This window comes from Streptomyces fodineus (assembly GCF_001735805.1).
Taxonomy (GTDB): Bacteria; Actinomycetota; Actinomycetes; order Streptomycetales; family Streptomycetaceae; genus Streptomyces; species Streptomyces fodineus.
Genome location: NZ_CP017248.1, coordinates 1481245 through 1498990 on the forward strand (window position 1 = coordinate 1481245; position 17746 = coordinate 1498990).

Annotated in this window: 17 protein-coding genes, 1 tRNA gene and 3 pseudogenes; 7 read left to right on the top strand and 14 right to left on the bottom strand. The window is 72.3% G+C overall.

The window, feature by feature from the left end:
• Positions 1-18 precede the first annotated feature (18 nt).
• Together BFF78_RS06180 and BFF78_RS06185 are read left to right on the top strand one after the other, a co-directional pair.
• Complete coding sequence (locus tag BFF78_RS06180; RefSeq protein WP_069777343.1) at positions 19-1296, top strand: PP2C family protein-serine/threonine phosphatase; 1278 nt, start codon at positions 19-21, stop codon at positions 1294-1296.
• Between the two features lie 126 nt (positions 1297-1422).
• Entirely contained in the window at positions 1423-2475 is a 1053-nt protein-coding gene (locus BFF78_RS06185) for an MASE1 domain-containing protein (RefSeq protein ID WP_193433421.1), read from the top strand.
• Positions 2476-2478: 3 nt separating this feature from the next.
• On the opposite strand, the gene BFF78_RS06190 is transcribed toward BFF78_RS06185, so the two are convergent.
• Positions 2479-2555, bottom strand: a tRNA-Pro gene (locus BFF78_RS06190).
• A gap of 125 nt (positions 2556-2680) precedes the next feature.
• Here BFF78_RS06190 and BFF78_RS06195 point away from each other — a divergent pair.
• Together BFF78_RS06195 and BFF78_RS06200 are read left to right on the top strand one after the other, a co-directional pair.
• Positions 2681-3388, top strand: a complete 708-nt coding sequence (locus BFF78_RS06195; RefSeq protein ID WP_069777344.1) for a thiamine pyrophosphate-dependent enzyme — start codon at positions 2681-2683, stop codon at positions 3386-3388.
• 28 nt (positions 3389-3416) lie between these two features.
• Positions 3417-4331, top strand: a complete 915-nt coding sequence (locus BFF78_RS06200) for a transketolase family protein (protein ID WP_069777345.1) — start codon at positions 3417-3419, stop codon at positions 4329-4331.
• A gap of 70 nt (positions 4332-4401) precedes the next feature.
• Here the strand turns inward: BFF78_RS06200 and BFF78_RS06205 are convergent, their stop codons facing one another.
• The 13 genes and pseudogenes from BFF78_RS06205 to BFF78_RS06255 form a co-directional block, all read right to left on the bottom strand.
• Positions 4402-5691: an MFS transporter gene (locus tag BFF78_RS06205; RefSeq protein WP_069777346.1), complete on the bottom strand. Its 1290-nt coding sequence runs from the start codon at positions 5689-5691 to the stop codon at positions 4402-4404.
• A gap of 95 nt (positions 5692-5786) precedes the next feature.
• A complete protein-coding gene (locus BFF78_RS06210) occupies positions 5787-6146 on the bottom strand; it encodes an MmcQ/YjbR family DNA-binding protein (protein ID WP_069777347.1) in 360 nt (119 codons plus the stop codon).
• A gap of 65 nt (positions 6147-6211) precedes the next feature.
• Positions 6212-6361, bottom strand: a pseudogene (locus BFF78_RS47920) (N-acetyltransferase); the annotation flags it as partial.
• Positions 6362-6430: 69 nt separating this feature from the next.
• A pseudogene (locus BFF78_RS42730) lies at positions 6431-6775 on the bottom strand (helix-turn-helix domain-containing protein); the annotation flags it as partial.
• 10 nt (positions 6776-6785) lie between these two features.
• On the bottom strand, positions 6786-7691 hold the full coding sequence (locus BFF78_RS06215) for a LysR family transcriptional regulator (protein ID WP_069777348.1): 906 nt from the start codon (positions 7689-7691) through the stop codon (positions 6786-6788).
• Positions 7692-7722: 31 nt separating this feature from the next.
• Positions 7723-8916, bottom strand: coding sequence for a glycine C-acetyltransferase (locus tag BFF78_RS06220; protein ID WP_069777349.1), 1194 nt, complete (start codon positions 8914-8916; stop codon positions 7723-7725).
• 71 nt (positions 8917-8987) lie between these two features.
• Positions 8988-10016 (bottom strand): L-threonine 3-dehydrogenase, encoded by a 1029-nt coding sequence (gene tdh / locus BFF78_RS06225; RefSeq protein ID WP_069777350.1) that lies wholly within the window; start codon positions 10014-10016, stop codon positions 8988-8990.
• A 189-nt stretch (positions 10017-10205) separates the two neighbouring features.
• Positions 10206-10781 (bottom strand): GAF domain-containing protein, encoded by a 576-nt coding sequence (locus BFF78_RS06230; protein WP_069777351.1) that lies wholly within the window; start codon positions 10779-10781, stop codon positions 10206-10208.
• 61 nt (positions 10782-10842) lie between these two features.
• Positions 10843-11442: a GTP-binding protein gene (locus BFF78_RS06235; protein WP_069777352.1), complete on the bottom strand. Its 600-nt coding sequence runs from the start codon at positions 11440-11442 to the stop codon at positions 10843-10845.
• The gene (locus BFF78_RS06240; protein WP_069777353.1) at positions 11420-11791 is read right to left on the bottom strand and encodes a DUF742 domain-containing protein; all 372 of its coding nucleotides are present in this window, start codon (positions 11789-11791) and stop codon (positions 11420-11422) included. The genes BFF78_RS06235 and BFF78_RS06240 overlap by 23 nt, the downstream gene beginning before the upstream one ends.
• A 2-nt stretch (positions 11792-11793) precedes the next feature.
• Positions 11794-12228 (bottom strand): roadblock/LC7 domain-containing protein, encoded by a 435-nt coding sequence (locus BFF78_RS06245; protein WP_069777354.1) that lies wholly within the window; start codon positions 12226-12228, stop codon positions 11794-11796.
• A gap of 88 nt (positions 12229-12316) precedes the next feature.
• Positions 12317-14641 (bottom strand): sensor histidine kinase, encoded by a 2325-nt coding sequence (locus tag BFF78_RS06250; protein ID WP_257786865.1) that lies wholly within the window; start codon positions 14639-14641, stop codon positions 12317-12319.
• A gap of 445 nt (positions 14642-15086) precedes the next feature.
• Positions 15087-16331, bottom strand: coding sequence for an MFS transporter (locus BFF78_RS06255; protein WP_079161166.1), 1245 nt, complete (start codon positions 16329-16331; stop codon positions 15087-15089).
• Between the two features lie 172 nt (positions 16332-16503).
• Between BFF78_RS06255 and BFF78_RS49300 the strand changes: the two genes are divergently transcribed.
• From BFF78_RS49300 to BFF78_RS06270, 3 genes and pseudogenes are all read left to right on the top strand, one after another.
• Positions 16504-16638, top strand: a complete 135-nt coding sequence (locus BFF78_RS49300; RefSeq protein WP_257786866.1) for a hypothetical protein — start codon at positions 16504-16506, stop codon at positions 16636-16638.
• Between the two features lie 27 nt (positions 16639-16665).
• Positions 16666-17000 (top strand): annotated as a pseudogene (locus BFF78_RS47925) (8-amino-7-oxononanoate synthase); the annotation flags it as partial.
• A gap of 151 nt (positions 17001-17151) precedes the next feature.
• On the top strand, positions 17152-17715 hold the full coding sequence (locus BFF78_RS06270) for a TetR/AcrR family transcriptional regulator (protein ID WP_069777358.1): 564 nt from the start codon (positions 17152-17154) through the stop codon (positions 17713-17715).
• Positions 17716-17746 lie beyond the last annotated feature (31 nt).

The following is a 17746-nucleotide window of genomic DNA, read 5'->3' on the forward strand; positions in this document are numbered from 1 at the left end:
TATCTCCCGGACCTCCACATGCGCCTGCGTTCCGAGCTGGGCCGGATCGACGAGCAGTTGCGCGCCCTGCTGTCCTCCATGGACCGCCTGCAGGGCCTGCTGGAAGCGGTGGTGGCCATCACCCGTGAGGTGGAGCTGCCCGCGGTGCTGGAGCGCATCGTGACGACCGCCATGGACCTGGTCGGCGCCCGCTACGGGGCCCTGGGCGTGCTCGACGAGTCCGGAGAACGCCTGGAGCAGTTCATCTCGTCCGGCCTGACCGAGCAGGAACGCGATGCCCTGGCCAAGGCCGGACTGCCTCGTGGTCTGGGCGTCCTCGGGCATCTGATCCGCTACCCCGAACCGCTTCGGATCGACGACATCCAGACCCATCCCTCCTCCGCCGGTTTTCCGTCCGGCCACCCGCGCCTGCGCACCCTGCTCGGCGTCGCCATCACCGTGCGCGGCGAGATCTACGGCGATCTCTACCTCTCCGAGCGGGACGACGGGGAGCCCTTCGACGTGCATGACGAGAACGTCGTCGTCGCCCTGGCCAGCGCCGCCGGCATCGCGATCGAGAATGTCCGCCTGTTCGAACGGATTCGCGTCGGTTCCGAGCAGTTCCAGCGACTCCTGCTGCCCATCCTGCCCGACCTGCGGCCGTTCACCGCCGCCGCCATCTACCGGCCCGCCGCCGAGCCCAGTCAGCTCGGCGGGGACTGGTACGACGCCATCCCCCTGCCCGACGACGCCGTGGCGGTCGTCATCGGTGATGTCGGCGGCCATGATCTGCAGGCCGCGGCCGTCATGGCCGCCACCCGGAACATGCTGCGCGCTCTCGTGTTCGACCAGAGCAGTCCGCCCGGCGCGGTCCTCTCCCGGCTCGACCGGACCCTGGAGACGATCACGAACAACCGCGTCACGACCACCACCCTGGCCCGCCTCGAACCGGAGGCACGTGGCTGGCGGCTGCTGTGGAGCACCGCGGGCCATGTCCCGCCCCTGCTCATCACCGGTGAGCGCCGCGTGGTCTATCTGCTCGCCGAGCCCGGGCTGCCGCTGGGCGTCGACACCGGCCAGCCCCGCCCGGACCACTCCCGCTTCCTGCCCCCGGACACCACCGTCGTCTTCTTCACCGACGGGCTGATCGAGCATCCCGACCACGCCATCGACGAGAGCCTGAACGAACTCGCCGCTCTCGCCGCCGTCCATGCCGGTCTCCCCCTGCCCGAGTTCGTCCGGGCGCTGGCCGATCACCACCCCAGCGACGGGCACGACGACATGGCCATCCTCGCGCTGCGCACCCCGCCCGCCTGACCGCTCGAAGCCACCGCTTCGCCTGTCCTCCGCGCGGCGTCACCGCGCGGCTCGGCGGTGCCGTGGAGGATCCGGGGGATCCGACGGATGATGGCTTCGGGGCGAGGTGGACACGGAGGTCGCCCGATGGCTGTCGTGCGGCATCAAGAACTCCGGCGCAACGGTCAGGCCGCCCTGGAGATATGCGCCATCGCCGCGCTGTACTACGGCTCGGCGAAGCTGGGACTGCTCCAGCAGCTGGTGCGTGGCCAGGTCACCCCGTTGTGGCCGCCGAGCGGCCTCGCGGTGGCGAGTCTGGTACTGCGCGGCCCGCGGGTCTGGCCCGGTATCGCAATCGGCGCGTTCCTGGTCAACATCTCGCTGGGCCCGTCGCTCCCGGCCGTGCTGGCGATCGCGGTGGGCAACACCCTCGCGCCCGTCTGCTCCTACCTGCTGCTCCGCCGTACGGGATTCCGTGCGGAACTGGACCGGCTGCGGGACGCGTTCGCGCTGATCTTTCTCGGTGCGTTCACCGGGATGCTGGTCAGCGCGACGACGGGCAGCGGGACCCTGGCCCTCGCCGGAGTGCTGAAGACCGGCGACTTCTGGCCGACATGGTCGGTCTGGTGGACCGGCGACGCGATGGGCGTCCTGGTGGTCACGCCGGTCCTGCTCGTCCTGCACGAGACACAGTGGCCGAAGCACGCACCTGCGTACCGGTGGGCGGAGGGGCTGCTGCTTCTGGTGGCCACGACCGGCCTCGGGTTCCTCCTGACCGGTCACACACCCCTGCTGTTCCTCGGGTTCCCGCTGCTGATCTGGGCGGCCTTCCGCTTCCAGCTGGCCGGGGCCGCGCCCTGCGCACTGGCCGTGTCGACCTTCGCGATCATCGCCGGTGCCGAGAGATCGGGCCCGTTCGCCGGTCGCGACCTGTTCACCGAGATGATCACCCTGCAGGCCTTCAACGGTTCCGCCGCGCTGACCGCACTGCTGCTCTCGGCGGTCATCAGCGAGCGGAACCAGACCCAGCGGGAGATCGCCCGGGCCTGCCGGCAGCTCGCCCGGATGGCGGCCAGGATCGCCACCGGCGACCACCGCCAGATGCTGCCCGACACCGAGCCCGAGCAGGAGGACGACCCGCCGCAGACACGAAAGAGGCCGTCTCCTCATCCTGAGAAGACGACCTCCGACCGGCAATGAAGCTGGTCGGGACGACAGGATTTGAACCTGCGACCCCTTGACCCCCAGTCAAGTGCGCTACCAAGCTGCGCCACGTCCCGGTGCCGTTTGACCTGGGGTTTCCCCGGTCGAAACGCGCAGGGAAACAATACCGCACTCCGCTCGGTGATCGCGCACCGGTTTCCCGGTTGACCTCAAGTTTGGTTGAGGTTGCACGATCGTCGGCATGACGATCACAGCGGACGAAAGCCGCACGTACGGGTACGCCGACCTGCCCGGGCTGATGAGTCTCATGACCGGCGACGAGAAGCACGGACCGGCGGCCACCTCCACCCTCGACGTGCTGTGGGTGCTCTACGACCGGGTGCTCCGGGTCACGCCCGAGCTGCGGGACGACCCGGCCCGGGACCGGTTCCTGCTGAGCAAGGGGCACGGGCCCATGGCCTACTACGCGGTGCTGGCCGCGAAGGGGTTCGTGCCGGTGGACTGGCTGCCCGGTTTCGGCTCGTACGACTCCCCGCTCGGGCATCACCCGGACCGGGTGCTGGTGCCGGGCGCCGAGATCGGCAGCGGGTCGCTCGGGCACGGGCTGCCGATCGCGGTGGGCAGCGCGCTCGGGCTGCGGGCGCAGGGGCTGCACGATCCGGCGGTCTGGGTGCTGATCGGGGACGCCGAACTGGACGAGGGCAGCAACCACGAGGCGATCGCGTTCGCCGGGCCCGCCGGTCTGGACCGGCTGCACACGATCGTGGTCGACAACTCCTCCGCCAGCCATGCCCTGCCCGGCGGGATCGCCGCCCGGTTCGAGGCGGCGGGCTGGTCGGCGGTGACCGTCGACGGGCGCGATCACGAGGCCCTGTACGACGCGTTCACCGCGCCTCACCCGGGCCGGCCGCACGTCGTCGTGGCCCGTGTCGAGCCGAAGAACGCCTGACTCCCGCTTCCTGGAAAGGCAGACACCGATGGACACCATGCGTGACCGTTTCGCCCCCGTCGTCTCCCGGCTGCTGGACGAGGACCCGCGCCTCGCGGTGGTCCTCGCCGAGATCGGCAAGGACGGCTTCCGCGAGGCCATGGCCCGGCATCCCGACCGGGTCGTCAATGTCGGCATCCGCGAGCAACTGCTGGTCGGGGCGGCGGCGGGGCTGGCGCTGACCGGGCTGCGGCCCGTGGTGCACACCTTCGCCAGCTTCCTCGTGGAGCGGCCGTTCGAGCAGGTCAAGCTGGATCTCGGGCACCAGGACACGGGGGCGGTGCTGGTGAGCGCGGCGGCCTCCTTCGACTGGCCGGCCGGCGGCTACACGCACATGGCCCCGGGTGATGTGGCGCTCCTGGACACCCTGGACGGCTGGACGGTGCATGTGCCCGGACACCCGGACGAGGCCGAGACACTGCTGCACCACGCGGTCGCCGCGGGCGACGACAAGGTGTACGTACGGCTGTCCGTGCAGTCCAACCGGCAGGGGCGGGTGATCGACGGCCGGCGTTTCCGCACCGTCCGCGAGGGCCGCCGGGGTGTGGTCCTCGCCGTGGGCCCGGTGCTGGACCCGGTCCTTGCCGCCACCGAGGGCCTGGATGTGACCGTCCTGTACGCGACGACGGTACGGCCCTTCGACGCGGCGGGGCTGCGCCGGGCCACTGAGTCGGCCGGCACCGATGTCGTACTGGTCGAGCCGTACCTGGCGGGTACCTCGACGGCGGCGGTGACCGAGGCGCTCGCGGACGTACCGCACCGGGTCCTGGGCCTCGGCGTGGGCCGCCGGGAGCTGCGCCGCTACGGGACCATCGAGGAACACATGGCCGCGCACGGGCTGGACCCGGCGGCCTTGCGCGACCGGATCGGGCGGTTCGCGGCGCCCACCCGCCGGGCCGGTTGAGCGCTGTGCGCGGCTGCCGGTGTGTGGGGGCTGGTCGCGCAGTTCCCCGCGCTCCCTCGGGGCGCTGCGGTCAGTGCGCGGGCGCACCCGCGTCGGCCCGCACCAGGTCCCGTATCGCCGGTACCGCGAGCAGCGCCGTGGCGACCGCCAGGCTGGTCGCGGCGGAGATCAGCAGGACGTGGCCGGCGCCGAGCGCGTCGGCCGCCGGGCCCGCGAGGGCCTGGCCCACCGGCATCATGGCGAGGGAGCCCGCCACGTCGTAGGCGTGGATGCGGTTGAGGACGTCGGGCGGGACCTGGGTCTGGACGCTGGTCGCCCACATCACGCCCCAGAACGACATCCCGGCACCGGCCACGGCCGCTCCGGCCGCCATCGCCGGCACGCCGAGACCCGCGCCGACGGCCGCCGGGAAGCCGAAGAAGGCGAACAGCGAGAACGCGCCCGCACGGAGCATGCGCCGGGGGCGGAGCCGGAGGGCGAGCAGGCCGCCCACGACCGTGCCCGCACCGAGTGCGGAGTTGACCAGGCCGTAGGCCCGCGCGCCGTGCCGCTGGACGACCTCCGTGGCCACCAGCGGGACGCTCGGACCCCACACCGCGATCATGTAGAGGCACCAGACGGCGATCACGGCCCACAGCCAGGTCCGGGACCGGAACTCCCGCCAGCCCTGGACCAGATCGGCCCGGAAGGCGCGCATACCGCGGCCGGTGGCGGCACGGGCGCCCTCGGGCAGCGGCGGCAGCCGGAGCAGCAGCAGGCACAGGGCGCTCGTCGCGTAGGTGGCGGCGTGCGCGGCGAACACCCCGCCGGGCGAGGCGAAGCCGACCAGGAGGCCGGCGACGGCGGGGCCGGCGAGCTGGGCCGCGGACTCGGCGATACGGATCGCGCCGTTCGCACCCTGGATGTCGGCGGCCAGCCGGGGCACCGTACTGGCCACGCCCGGCTGGAAGACCGCGCCCGCGACGCCGCCCACGAAGCCGATCGCGCAGATCTGCCACAGCACCACGTGCCCGGCGAAGAACAGGCCCGCGGCGAGGGACTGGGTGACGAGCCGGACGAGGTCGGCGCCGATCATCAGCCTGCGGGTGCTGAACCGGTCGGCGATGACCCCGCCGAAGACGACGAGACCGGCGAACGCCGCCGCCGTCGAGGCCATGGCGAGGCCGACCGCGCCCGCGCCGTACCCGTGCTCCAGCAGGCCGGCGGCGAGGGCCACGGGCAGCATGGTGTCGCCGAGGCGGGCGACGGCCCGGGCCACGAAGAACAGGGCGAAGTTCCGCGACCAGACGGCCCGCCCGCCGGCCCCTTTTCCGGCTGTCCCGCGCGTGGTGATGTCGTGCCGTGCGTCCGCTCCCGTCATCGCGGGTGCTCCCTCCCCGCCGCCCCCTGCGGTGTCCCGTCCCGTGTGCGCCGCGCGGGATGATGCCACGCCCGGCTCACGCGCACGGGCCATTTTCACTCCCCGGGCGGCATCCCCAACTCGGGGTGGGCGTCGAGGAGTCGGGGCGGGGCCGCCTGGCGCCAGGAGTCGGCGAGGATGTCCCGCAGCTCGTCCTCGTCCTCGATCGCGGCGAGTCTCGCTCTGACCCAGGCGAACTGGGCCTCGTGATCGGCGATCCAGAACTTCTCCGGCTCGGCCATGACCAGTTCGTCGCGCTCCTCCTTGGGGCAGCGCACGGCGATGGACGTCTCGTCCTCGGGCAGGGTCGCGAACATCTTCCCGGCCACCCGGAACGTGGGCATGCTCCAGGCGATCTTCTCCGTGGTGTCCGGCAGGGACAGGGCGATACGGCGTACGTCTTCAGCATCCGGCATGCAACGCACCGTAGCCCCTGCCACTGACAGTCACCCTCACAGCCGTTTGAAACGCAGCGTCGTCCCAACTCGCCCGCGGGAGAAGCACCGTGGCCGGGGATGGTGCCGGCCCGGGTCCAGCCGGCCGAGCGGTAGAGGTGCTCGGCGGGGCCGCCGGTGTCGGTGTCGAGGTGGAGCAGGGTGATACCGGCGGCGGCCGCGTCCTCGGGGCCGCCCATACGGCGAGCCGCCCCGCCGCCGTCCCTTGTGTGGCGTTCCAGCGCTCCACCCTCACGGTCGCACCACCGCCGGCACGTACCGCGTCCCCCGTCGGTCACCTCCAGGGCGCCGTCCAGCACCCACGGGTGCTGTTCGAGGCGCCACCGCACGAAGCCGGAATCCCGGTCCCCCCAGATCCACTGGTCGGCGGCCCGTACCAGCGGCGCGGGTGCGGCCTCGACCTCGCTGAGCAGCATGGTGCGGCCGTAGACATGGCAGAGCCGGTTCAGCTGGGCGGCGGTGGGGCTGATCTCCGCGCGTTCGGCGCGCGGCAGGGTCGACCCGCTCACCCCGCTGCGCTCGGCCGGCTCCCCCAGGGACCAGCCGTGCTGGGCACGCAGTTCGGCCGGCCGGGCGCCGACCCCGCGGATTACGGAGGCCTCACGCCTCCTGTGCCGCCCTGACCAGTGCCTGAAGCACCGGCAGGATCAGCGGATGCTCCTCGGCTCCGCGCCGTACGGCGGCGAAGACGCGGCGGGTCGGGGCCACGCCGTCGACCGGGCGTACGACGACGCCGCTGAGGTCCATGCCGTTCAGCGCGGAGCGCGGGACGAGGGCCACGCCCGCGTCGGCCGAGGCGAGGGCGACGACGGCGCGGAAGTCGTCGGAGGAGTGTTCCAGGCGGGGCTGGAAGCCGGCGTTCTCGCAGGCGAGGACGACCACGTCGTGGCACGGGTTGCCGGGGTACGGGCCGATCCAGGGGTCCTTGGCCAGCTCGGCGAGGGGTACCTCGGCGGCGTCGGCGAGGCGATGGCCGAGGGGGACGACCGCGTCGAACGGCTCGGCGTAGAGGGGGACATGGGCGAGCCGGGGGTCGTCGGCGGGCGGGGCGCCCCGGTACTCCACGGCGACCGCCACGTCGACCTGCCGGTCCAGCACCATGGGCAGGCTCGCGTCGCCCTCGGCGTCCTGGACGCGGATGCGGATACCGGGCGCGGTCTCGGCGAGCCGGGCCACGGCCGGGGCCACGACCTGGGCGATGCCGGTGGCGAAGGCGGCCACGGTGACCGTGCCCGCCTCGCCGGAGCCGTAGGCGGCCAGCTCGGCCTCGGCCCGCTCCAGCTGGGCGAGAACGGCGTTGGTGTGGCTGAGCAGGATCTCGCCGGCCGGGGTGAGCCGTACGCCCTTGGCGCCCCGCTCGACCAGCCGGTGACCGGTCTCCTGCTCCAGGGCCGTGAGCTGCTGGGAGACGGCCGAGGGGGTGAGATAGAGCGCGGCGGCTGCCGCCGTGACCGTGCGGTGGTCGGCCACCGCACGGAGGATGTGGAGCCGCCGTGCCTCGATCATGCGGTCAAGTATCTCAAGCCGTCGGGGCTGGTCAGACCGCCAGCTCGGCGCGGGCTGCCACGAAGGCGTCGACCGCGCGGTCGACGTCCTCGGTGGAGTGTGCGGCGGACAGCTGGACGCGGATGCGGGCCTGGCCCTGCGGGACGACCGGGTAGGAGAAGCCGATCACGTACACGCCCCGCTCCAGCAGCAGCTCGGCCATCCGGCCCGCCTTCGCCGCGTCGCCGATCATGACGGGGGCGATGGCGTGGTCGCCGGGGAGGATGTCGAAGCCCTCCTCGGTCATCCGGCGGCGGAACAGCGCGGTGTTCTCGTTCAGCCGCACGCGCAGGTCGTCGGCGGACTCCAGCAGGTCGAGGACCTTCAGGGAGGCGGCGGCGATCACCGGGGCGAGGGTGTTGGAGAACAGGTACGGGCGGGAGCGCTGGCGCAGCAGGGCGACGATCTCGGCGCGGGCGGCGACATAGCCGCCGGAGGCGCCTCCGAGGGCCTTGCCGAGGGTGCCGGTGATGATGTCGACGCGGTCCATGACGCCGTGCAGCTCGGGGGTGCCGCGGCCGGTCGGGCCGACGAAGCCGACGGCGTGCGAGTCGTCGACCATGACCATCGCGTCGTAGCGGTCGGCGAGGTCGCAGATCTCCCGCAGCGGGGCCACATAGCCGTCCATGGAGAACACGCCGTCGGTGACGATCAGCCGCCGCCGCGCGTCGGACGCCTCCTTGAGCTTCGCCTCCAGGTCGGCGAGGTCGCGGTTGGCGTAGCGGAAGCGGCGGGCCTTGGACAGGCGGATGCCGTCGATGATGGAGGCGTGGTTGAGGGCGTCGGAGATCACCGCGTCCTCCTCGCCGAGCAGGGTCTCGAAGACACCGCCGTTGGCGTCGAAGCAGGAGGAGTACAGGATCGTGTCCTCCTGGCCGAGGAACGCCGACAGCCGGGCCTCCAGCTCCTTGTGCACCTCCTGGGTGCCGCAGATGAAGCGCACGGAGGCCATGCCGTAGCCCCAGCGGTCCAGGGCCTGGTGGGCGGCGGCGATCACCTCGGGGTGGTCGGCGAGGCCGAGGTAGTTGTTGGCGCAGAAGTTGAGGACCTCGCCGGGGCGGCCGCCGGCGGTGACGTCGACGGTCGCGGACTGCGGGCTGCCGATGACCCGCTCGGGCTTGTGCAGTCCGGCGGCGCGGATCTCGTCGAGGGTGGCGCGCAGGTCGTCGCGGACAGAGTTGAACATGAGGTGCTCCATCAAGTGCAGGGGGCGAGTGAGTCGAAGGCGCGCGCCCCGGAGGCGAACCGAGCCGGAAATCAAACAGTCCAGTCCAGAATGACCTTGCCGCCCTTGCCGCTCGCGGCGTCGGCGAAGGCCGCCTCGAAGTCGCGGTAGCCGTACCGGCCGGTGATCACGGGGGCGAGGTCCAGGCCGCCCTCCAGCAGCACCGACATCGCGTACCAGGTCTCGAACATCTCGCGGCCGTAGATGCCCTTGATGGTGATCATCGAGGTGACGATCCGGGACCAGTCGACCGCGAACTCCTGCGCGGGCAGGCCCAGCATGGCGATCCGGCCGCCGTGGGTCATGTTGGCGATCATGTCCCGCATGGCCTCGGCGCGGCCGGACATCTCCAGGCCGATGTCGAAGCCCTCGCGCAGGCCCAGCTCCCGCTGGCCGTCGGCGATCGACGACTCGGCGACGTTCAGGGCGAGGCTGACCCCTATCTTGCGGGCCAGCTCCAGGCGTTCCTCGCTGACGTCGGTGATGACGACGTTGCGGGCACCGGCGTGCCGGGCCACGGCGGCGGCCATCAGGCCGATCGGGCCCGCGCCGGTGATCAGGACGTCCTCGCCGACCAGCGGGAAGGACAGCGCGGTGTGCACGGCGTTGCCGAACGGGTCGAAGATCGCGGCCACGTCGAGGTCCACGGGGACGCGGTGCACCCAGACGTTGCTCGCGGGCAGGGCGACGTACTCGGCGAACGCGCCGTCGCGGCCGACGCCGAGGCCGACGGTGGCCCGGCACAGGTGGCGGCGGCCGGCCAGGCAGTTGCGGCACTTGCCGCACACCAGATGGCCCTCGCCGCTGACCCGGTCTCCTATCCGGATGTCGGCCACGTCCCGGCCGGTCTCGACGACCTGGCCGACGAACTCGTGCCCGACCACGAGCGGGGTGCGGATCGCCTGCTGCGCCCAGCCGTCCCAGGCCCGGATGTGCAGGTCGGTGCCGCAGATACCGGTCCGCATGACCTTGATCAGTACGTCACCCGGGCCGATCTCGGGCTCCGGGACGTCCGTCAGCCAGAGCCCGGGCTCCGCCTTCTCCTTGACCAGCGCCTTCACGCGTGCGGCTCCTGTGGGTGAGATCCCGGCCCGCGGGCAGACGTAAGGAGCCCGCACCGGGTCAGAGGGGTGAAATCACCCTGCAATCTGCCGTATGCGCGGGCGCGGGTCCATCGAGCTTTTCTTAACCGCCGCCTCAGCTTTGCTTCACGCCGCAGGTACCGGAGGTGGCGGGCCTGCCGTGGTCCATCACAGGGGCAGACCGTCCTCGGCGCTTCGTTCGAGGCGTACGACGAGCTCGGCGGCCAGCGCCTTGATGGTGTCCAGACCCGTTCGGCCCCACACCCGGGGCTCGGTGTCGGACGCGCACACGGTGCCGAGCGCCATGCCGGAGCTGTCGATGAGCGGCGCGCCGAGATAGGAGCGGATGCCGTACTCGTCCACGACCGGGTTCCCGGCGAACCGCGGATAGTCGCGGACGTCCTCCAGCACCAGGGCCTTGCGCCGGACCACCACATGGGGGCAGAACCCGTGGTCGCGGGGCAGGACCCGGCCGAACTCCGGCCTGCTGCCGTCCTCGCGGACGACGGGCGCGGCGACGGGGACGCTGAGGCCCGCGAAGAACTGGTGGTCCTCGCCGATGAAGTTGACCATGGCGTAGGGCGCGCCGGTGAGCCGGGCGAGATGGTCCGCGAAGGCGTCCAGCGCCGGGTCGGGTCCGTCCACCAGGCCGAGCAGGCGCAATCGGTGGACGCGGGCGGGGGCCTCCCGGTCCTCGGGGGTGAGCAGCAGACCCCGGACCGGCCGGGGCGGCTCGTAGGTCATGGCCGGGCTCCAGCGCTGTGGACGTACCTCATATGGCGGCTCCGTGGACGGTCGGGCGGGATCACCTGTGGGCGCCGTGGCTCGGCGCGGTCGCCGGGGCGTGGGCGAGGAGGTGGCGTACCAGGGTGAGCAGGGTCTGCACGCCGGAGCTGGAGATCCGGGCGTCGCAGCGGACGACGGGGACCGCGGGGTCCAGGTCGATGGCGGAACGCACCTCGTCGGGGTCGTAACGGTAGGAGCCGTCGAACTCGTTGACGGCGATGATGAAGCCGAGGCCGCGTTCCTCGAAGAAGTCCACGGCGGCGAAACAGTCCTGCAGCCGGCGGGTGTCGGCGAGGATCACCGCGCCGAGGGCGCCCTCGGACAGCTCGTCCCACATGAACCAGAACCGCTCCTGCCCCGGCGTGCCGAACAGATACAGCACATGGTCCGGATCGAGGGTGATCCGGCCGAAGTCCATGGCGACCGTCGTCTCCATCTTGTTCTCGACGCCGTAGAGACTGTCGGTGCCGACGCTGACCGTGGTGAGCAGTTCCTCCGTGCTGAGCGGCGCGATCTCGCTGACCGCGCCCACGAAGGTGGTCTTGCCCACCCCGAAGCCGCCGGCCACCAGGATCTTCAGCGCGGTGGGGAACGGGTCAGAGCTGTCGTCGTAGTCCATCGAGCACTGCCTCCAGCAGAGACCGGTCAGTGGGTGTGTGGTGGAAGACGGGCGGCTTGGTGGTCAGCGCCCCGCAGTCGACGAGGTCGGAGAGCAGCACCTTGGTGACCGCGGCGGGCAGTTTCAGATGCGCGGCGATCTCGGCGACCGAGACGGGCGCCCGGCACAGGTCGAGCGCCTGGGCGTGCTCGGGGCCGAGATAGCCGAGCGGGGTGACGCCGGTGGCCATCACCTGCGACATCAGGTCCAGGGCGATGCTGGGCTCGGTGCGTCCGTTGCTGACGGTGAACGGGCGCACCAGCCGTCCGGCCGCGTCGTCCAGCCAGGGCCCGTCGCCGGCTGTGGCCACGCTCAAGGCCTCGTCGCCGTGGGTTCGACGGGGTGCTGGCGGGGCGCGGTCACCAGGTAGGGGCGGACGCTCTTGACGAGCATCGCCATCTCGTAGCCCAGGACGGCCGCGTCGGCCTCGCGCCCCGCGAGCACGGCGAGGCAGGTGCCGGAGCCGGCGGTGGTGACGAACAGCAGGGTCGAGTCGAGCTCGACGACGACCTGGCGGACGTCCCCGCCGTCGCCGAACCGGATGCCCGCGCTGCGGCCGAGCGAGTACAGGCCGGAGGCCAGGGCGGCCATGTGGTCGGCGCTGTCGATGTCGAGGCCGTGCACGGACTTCACCAGTCCGTCGCAGGACAGGAGCACCGCGCTGGTGGTGTGCGGTACGCGCTGCACGAGGCCGCTCAGCAGCCAGTCGAGGTCGGATGCGTGGGCGGTCGGCGCATCGCTCGCCATGGTGGATCGACTCCTTGGGGTATCTGCGGGAGCGCGGGCTGGGGGGTGGCTGGTAGGTGGTGGGGGTGGGTGTGTACGGTGCGGGCGGTCAGCCGGCCGGGGCGCTCCCGTCGGGCCGGCCGGCGCCACGGGCACCGTCGGATGCGGGCGCATGGGCGCGCCCCTGGGGTATGGGGGGCGGGTCCATATGGTCCGCGCCCATGTGGTCTGCGTTCCTGTGTTCTGAGCCCATATGACCGGTGCGCATGTGCGCCGGGTCGGTGAACTGCGGTGCGCCATAAGAGAGGTGATGACTCGACAGGGGCGCGGTGGTGTCCCTGTGGGCGGGCTCCATGTGGGCCGCGTCCATGTGGGCTGAGCCCAGGTGGTCGGTGTCCATGTCCAGGTGGGTGGGCTCCTGGCTCTCCAGGTGCTGCTGCGCCTCGGCGAGTCCGATGCCGCGCTGGAAGGCCGCCATCAGCCCCGGGTCGTGGCCCGGGACGGTGTCGTCGTCCTGGCGGGGTGCGGGGCCGCCGCGCAGCTGGGGGACGATGTGCTCCTGGGCGCGGCGGCGGGGCAGTCGGGGCTTGTCGACGGTGCCCGTGCGGGGCGTGGGCAGGGTGCCCGCGTGCGCCTCGACCGCCGTGCGGTCCTCGGCGCTGATGCCGGGCCGTGCCTCGGCGGGGTTGAGCCGGTCCTGCCGGGTGTCGCGCACGGGAAGCGGCGCCGGGGCACCTCCGCGCCCTGCGTCACCGCTCTCGCCGCCACGCCGCCCGGCCCCGCCGTCGGCGCCGCGCCGCCCGCTGCCGCGCTGGGCGTGCCGCCTGCGCCCGGTCACCGGGGGCTGCCCGGCACCTGGACCCTCCTCGCCCCGGGAGCCGGCGTCGTGCCCGGAGCCGACCTCGGTCGCGGAGGCCGCTTCGGCACCTGCCGCCTGGGTCCCCGGCCCGGTACCGCCATACGCGGGGGCCGGCCCCCCGGACCGCACTCCCGCCGCGGGCACTGGAGCCGGTCCCGGCACAGGCCCCGGCGCCTGTGCGGGCTCGTGCACCCCGTGACCCTGCCCAAGCTCCTGGCCATGCCCACCAGTCCGGCCCGGGCCCTGGCCGTGCCCGCCGGCCTGACCCTGCATCCGCACCTGGGGGGACGCGCCGGTGTCCGCCGGCCCCTGCGGCCCGGGTACGCCCGCCCCGGCGCCGGCACCGGTGTCCGCGCCGGCCGCCCCTGGTGCCGTACCCAACAGGGCCTGCGGGACGACGAGTACGGCCTGCACACCGCCGTAGATGTTGGTCTGCAGGCGCACATGAATGCTGTGCCTGCGGGCGAGTTGGGAGACGACGTAGAGGCCGATGCGGCCGTCGGCCAGCAGGCTGGCGACGTTGACCTGGTCCGGGTCGGCGAGCAGGGCGTTCATCCGGTTCTGTTCGCCGACGGGCATGCCGAGCCCGCGGTCCTCGACCTCCACGGCGAGGCCGGAGGTGACGAGGTTGGCGCGCAGCAGCACCTGGGTGTGCGGGGCGGAGAACACCGAGGCGTTCTCGATGAGTTCGGCGAGCAGATGGATGACGTCGGCGACGGCGTGACCGCGCAGTTCGCCGTCGATCGGCGGCACGAGTTTGACCCTGGAGTACTGCTCGACCTCCGCGATGGCCGAGCGCAGCACCTCGGTCATGCTGACCGGGTTGCTCCACTGGCGCCGGGAGACGGCGCCGCCGAGCACGGCCAGGTTCTCGGCGTGCCGCCGGATGCGGGTGGCCAGGTGGTCCACGTGGAACAGGCCCTTGAGCAGGTCGGGGTCCTCGATCTCGTTCTCGAGGTCGTCGAGGATCGAGATCTCCCGGTGCACCAGCGACTGGAGCCGGCGCGCGAGGTTGACGAAGACCTCCAGCTTCTGCTCGCTGCCCGCCTGGCTGGAGAGCTGGGCGGCGCGTACGACGGCGGTGACGGCGCCGTCGTACGCGCGGGCCAGGTCGGCGGCGAGCAGTTCGAAGTCGTCGGCGTCCTCCGGCGGGCGGCGGCGCGGCCCACGCGGCGGCGGTGTCTCCCCCTGGCGCAGCGCGTCGACGAGCGCGTGCAGGTCGGCCTCGCCGCGTGCGGCGGTACGGCGCAGGGCGTCGACGCGGTCGGAGACCGAGCGGGCGGCCCGGTCGGCGGCCACGGCGGCGATGAGGATCCCGGCGACGGTCACGGTGACCGCTCCGGCGAGCACGGCCCAGAGCGTGGGGCCGGTGCGGGCGCCGGTGGAGCGGATGCTGAACAACACCGCCGCCGTCGCGCTGAGCGCGACCGCGAGCGGCGGCAGCACCGCGAGCCGCATGAGCTGAGGCCGTATGTGCGTTTCGGGCAGTGCGGGAGCGGGTCGGGCGACCGGTCGCCCGTGCCGGCCGCCCTCCCGGCGGTCGGCTCGGGTGGCCGGTGCTCGGAGGTGAGACATCTGCGTCCTCGTACTGGTCCGTCGGGCCCCTTCCTCACGCGGAGCGCGAGGCGGGCATACGTCATCGTCGTGTCGGCCGAGAAACCGGCGGAACCGGCCGCGCGACGCGACGGACACTCACAGTAGTTGCTTGCGCATCACGTGCGGCGGGCAGTTGACAAACTCCCCCGAGGAGCGTCCCACTCTGGTATGAAGCGTCGTACGACAGACCGATAACCCGGCCGGACACCCCACGATCGAGGCGAAAGAGGCCGATACGACCTGGTCAAAACCGGTCACGAAAGGAAGGCGGCGAGCGGCGGGCAGACCTCCGCCGGCCCTCGCCTCGCGCTCGGTTCACGGCGGTCGCCGGTCCGCCCGCCACCACACGGCACGCCTCGACGGGCGACACCGACCACCCCGTACATCACGGAGAGTGTCAGCCTTGGCCCGACCTTCGCCGGGGTCAGGCCCGTCGGACGAGTTCGGACGTCATCGGCTGTCCGGCTCGACCGTGACCACGGCCGGTACCCCGGCGCCGGCCCGCAGCGGCGAGGGGCAGGAGCACCAGGCCGCTCACGGCGCCCAGCACGAGGAACGGCAGTCGGTCGGTCACCGCATAGAGGGCCATGCCGATGAAGGGGCCGATGACGTTGCCGATGTCCGAGACCAGGCCGAACAGGCCGAAGGCCTTGCCGTCGTCCGCGGCGACGGCCTTCAGCTCGACGATCCCGCGCCGCGTGGTGAGGAAGAGCATCGCGTAACCGAACATGTAGACCATGAAGCTCGCGGCGACCGCCACGACGTCGGCGCTGACGGCCATGGCGCACAGGCCGACGGCCGTGAGACCCAGTCCGAGCGCGGCGAGGGTCCGCAGCGGCGGCGTGTACCGGCCCAGGAGCCGCATCGCCAGGCCCGAGACGGCCAGTCCGGCGACGAAGACGGCCGAGATCGCCGTGCGTGCCGACGCGTGCGTTCCGGTGCTGAGGTAGACCGGCAGGACCGGTTCGAGCGCCGAGTACACCACGAAGGTGAACATGTCCAGCCCGCCGAGCAGGAGGGCCCACACCCACCACCGGACCGGTGCGGTCCCGGCCGCGGAGGCATCGGCGGCGGGGACGGCGTCCGGCTCTTCCCGGGGGCCGCTGTCGGACTCCGGCCCGGGAATGGCCCGTACGAGTCCGACAGCCGTCACCGCGGTCACCGCGGCGCCCGTGAGGAACAGCCCCGTCAGGCCGGCGGGCACGGCCACTCCGGCGATCAGCGGCCCGAGGAGGAACCCGGCCACCGCGGCGGACCCGAAGTTGCCCATCATCCTGCTGGTCGAGATCCCGTGCCGCCGGCACAGCGCCGCCATGCCGACGTAGAGAGCCGGGGTCACCAGTCCCTCCCCGATCCCCCAGCACGCACGTGCGGCCAGCAGGGTGAGAGTGTCCCGGGCCAGGGCCGTGAGGACGATACCGGCCGTGGCGGTGAGCATGGACAGCATCGCGACGCGGTCCGCCCGCCACCTGTCGACCCACCATCCGCCGACCGGCTGGGCGAGCGTCTTGGCCCCGGCGAACAGTGCGAAGGTCAGCGCGACGACGAACGGGGCGGCCCCGACCCGGTGTTGCAGGTCCGGCACGAACGGAATCATCACCGTGTACGACGCATTGACGCTGACGACGGCCGTCAGAAGCAGCGCGGCACGGCCCCGGCCGGGTCCCATCTCAGTCTCCGTTGATGTAGGCGGACAGTTCCAGGTGCATGTGGGCGAGCGCCGGTTCGAGGTCCGGGCGAGGTTCGGGGGCGTAGACCAGGGCCCACAGGTCGGTGCCGGTCAGGGCGTGCCGCTCCTTGAACCGGTAGTTGTCGCGGCCCCACTCGATACGGCGTATGCCATGCCCGTACGCCCATTCGGTGCTGCGGTACAGCGCGCCACCCTGACCTTCGGGATCCGCTACGAAGAAGGGGTCCTCGCCTGGATGGACGACATTCCCGCCATCCTCGGCCCGCCCGACAAGCCATCCGTCTAGGGATCAGATACCGACGCCGGCGCGCAGTCGAAATCCCTGGCCTCGCAGCACGGGGCCGTGCTGGGCCCGCGCAGGGGCATCCGGCGGAGACGGCCCGCGCTTTCATCATCGACGCCGGGCTCGCCCCGGCCCACATGGGAGCGGCACTGGGCGCGCTACGGCTGTTCCAAGAGGAGCCTCAACACACCGCCGGTGCCCGTCAGGTGGCCCGGCTGTTGTCGGCGGGTGACCGCCGCGGGGCTTCACGCGAACATGCCGGACGCGGCCGTCGCGTCGGTCCGCGCGCCCTCGCCGGAGGTGGCCGTGGCGCCTGGGCGCGAGCTTGCCGGGAGGCAAGGATGGCGGCAGGTTGCCGCCGTCCGCGAGATCGGCGGCGCGCTCGGCATCACCGTCCTCATGCCGCCCGGCAGCACGGTGGCCGGCTGCGCCTTGCCGGCGACAGTCACCGCACGCTCGGGCGATGTTCACCCTCACTTCGAGCTCACTTAGCTATTGATAACTAACTTTCCGCCCGTGGCCAGGTTGAGCGCAGAGGAAAGACGCGAGCGCGTCATCTCCGCGGCGATCACCGAATTCGCGCAGCGGGGCTACTACGGCACGCCCACCGAGACGATCGCGCGGCGTGTGGGCGTTTCGCAGCCGTACCTCTTCCGGCTCTTCCCGGACAAGATGACACTCTTCGTCGCCGCCTCGCTCCGGTCCCTGGAGGACACCCGCACGATCCTCGCAGAGGCGGCCGAGGGACTGCTCGGCGAAGAGGCGCTGCACGCGATGGCGAACGCGTACTCGCGCATGCTCACCGAGCACCCCGAGAAGCTCCAGATGCACATGCAGACCTACATCACCGTGACGGCGGTCCAGGCGGCAGGAGACCACGGGTTCGGCGATGCGGTCCGGGCGGGCTGGATGAAGCTGTGGGAGACCGTGCACCTGCCGCTGGGCGCCGATGTGAACGCGACCACCGCCTTCCTCGCCTACGGCATGCTCGTCAACACGCTGACGGCCATGGGCTTCCCGCCCGAGCACCACGTGTGGCAGGGGGTGCACCCGTCGGCCAAGCCCGCACGCCTGCCGTAGAAACTGACACGGCATAGAGCCACTCCCTGGT

What these genes read in the sequence shown, in the direction of transcription:
- BFF78_RS06250 (WP_257786865.1), bottom strand. Translation starts at nt 14,641, where the DNA reads ATGTCTCACCTCCGAGCACCGGCCACCCGAGCCGACCGCCGGGAGGGC.
- BFF78_RS49300 (WP_257786866.1), top strand. Translation starts at nt 16,504, where the DNA reads ATGCCCGTACGCCCATTCGGTGCTGCGGTACAGCGCGCCACCCTGACC.
- BFF78_RS06230 (WP_069777351.1), bottom strand. Translation starts at nt 10,781, where the DNA reads ATGACCTACGAGCCGCCCCGGCCGGTCCGGGGTCTGCTGCTCACCCCC.
- BFF78_RS06215 (WP_069777348.1), bottom strand. Translation starts at nt 7,691, where the DNA reads ATGATCGAGGCACGGCGGCTCCACATCCTCCGTGCGGTGGCCGACCAC.
- BFF78_RS06185 (WP_193433421.1), top strand. Translation starts at nt 1,423, where the DNA reads ATGGCTGTCGTGCGGCATCAAGAACTCCGGCGCAACGGTCAGGCCGCC.
- BFF78_RS06255 (WP_079161166.1), bottom strand. Translation starts at nt 16,331, where the DNA reads ATGGGACCCGGCCGGGGCCGTGCCGCGCTGCTTCTGACGGCCGTCGTC.
- BFF78_RS06200 (WP_069777345.1), top strand. Translation starts at nt 3,417, where the DNA reads ATGGACACCATGCGTGACCGTTTCGCCCCCGTCGTCTCCCGGCTGCTG.
- BFF78_RS06205 (WP_069777346.1), bottom strand. Translation starts at nt 5,691, where the DNA reads ATGACGGGAGCGGACGCACGGCACGACATCACCACGCGCGGGACAGCC.
- BFF78_RS06195 (WP_069777344.1), top strand. Translation starts at nt 2,681, where the DNA reads ATGACGATCACAGCGGACGAAAGCCGCACGTACGGGTACGCCGACCTG.
- BFF78_RS06245 (WP_069777354.1), bottom strand. Translation starts at nt 12,228, where the DNA reads ATGGCGAGCGATGCGCCGACCGCCCACGCATCCGACCTCGACTGGCTG.
- BFF78_RS06220 (WP_069777349.1), bottom strand. Translation starts at nt 8,916, where the DNA reads ATGTTCAACTCTGTCCGCGACGACCTGCGCGCCACCCTCGACGAGATC.
- BFF78_RS06180 (WP_069777343.1), top strand. Translation starts at nt 19, where the DNA reads ATGCGCCTGCGTTCCGAGCTGGGCCGGATCGACGAGCAGTTGCGCGCC.
- BFF78_RS06235 (WP_069777352.1), bottom strand. Translation starts at nt 11,442, where the DNA reads ATGGACTACGACGACAGCTCTGACCCGTTCCCCACCGCGCTGAAGATC.
- BFF78_RS06210 (WP_069777347.1), bottom strand. Translation starts at nt 6,146, where the DNA reads ATGCCGGATGCTGAAGACGTACGCCGTATCGCCCTGTCCCTGCCGGAC.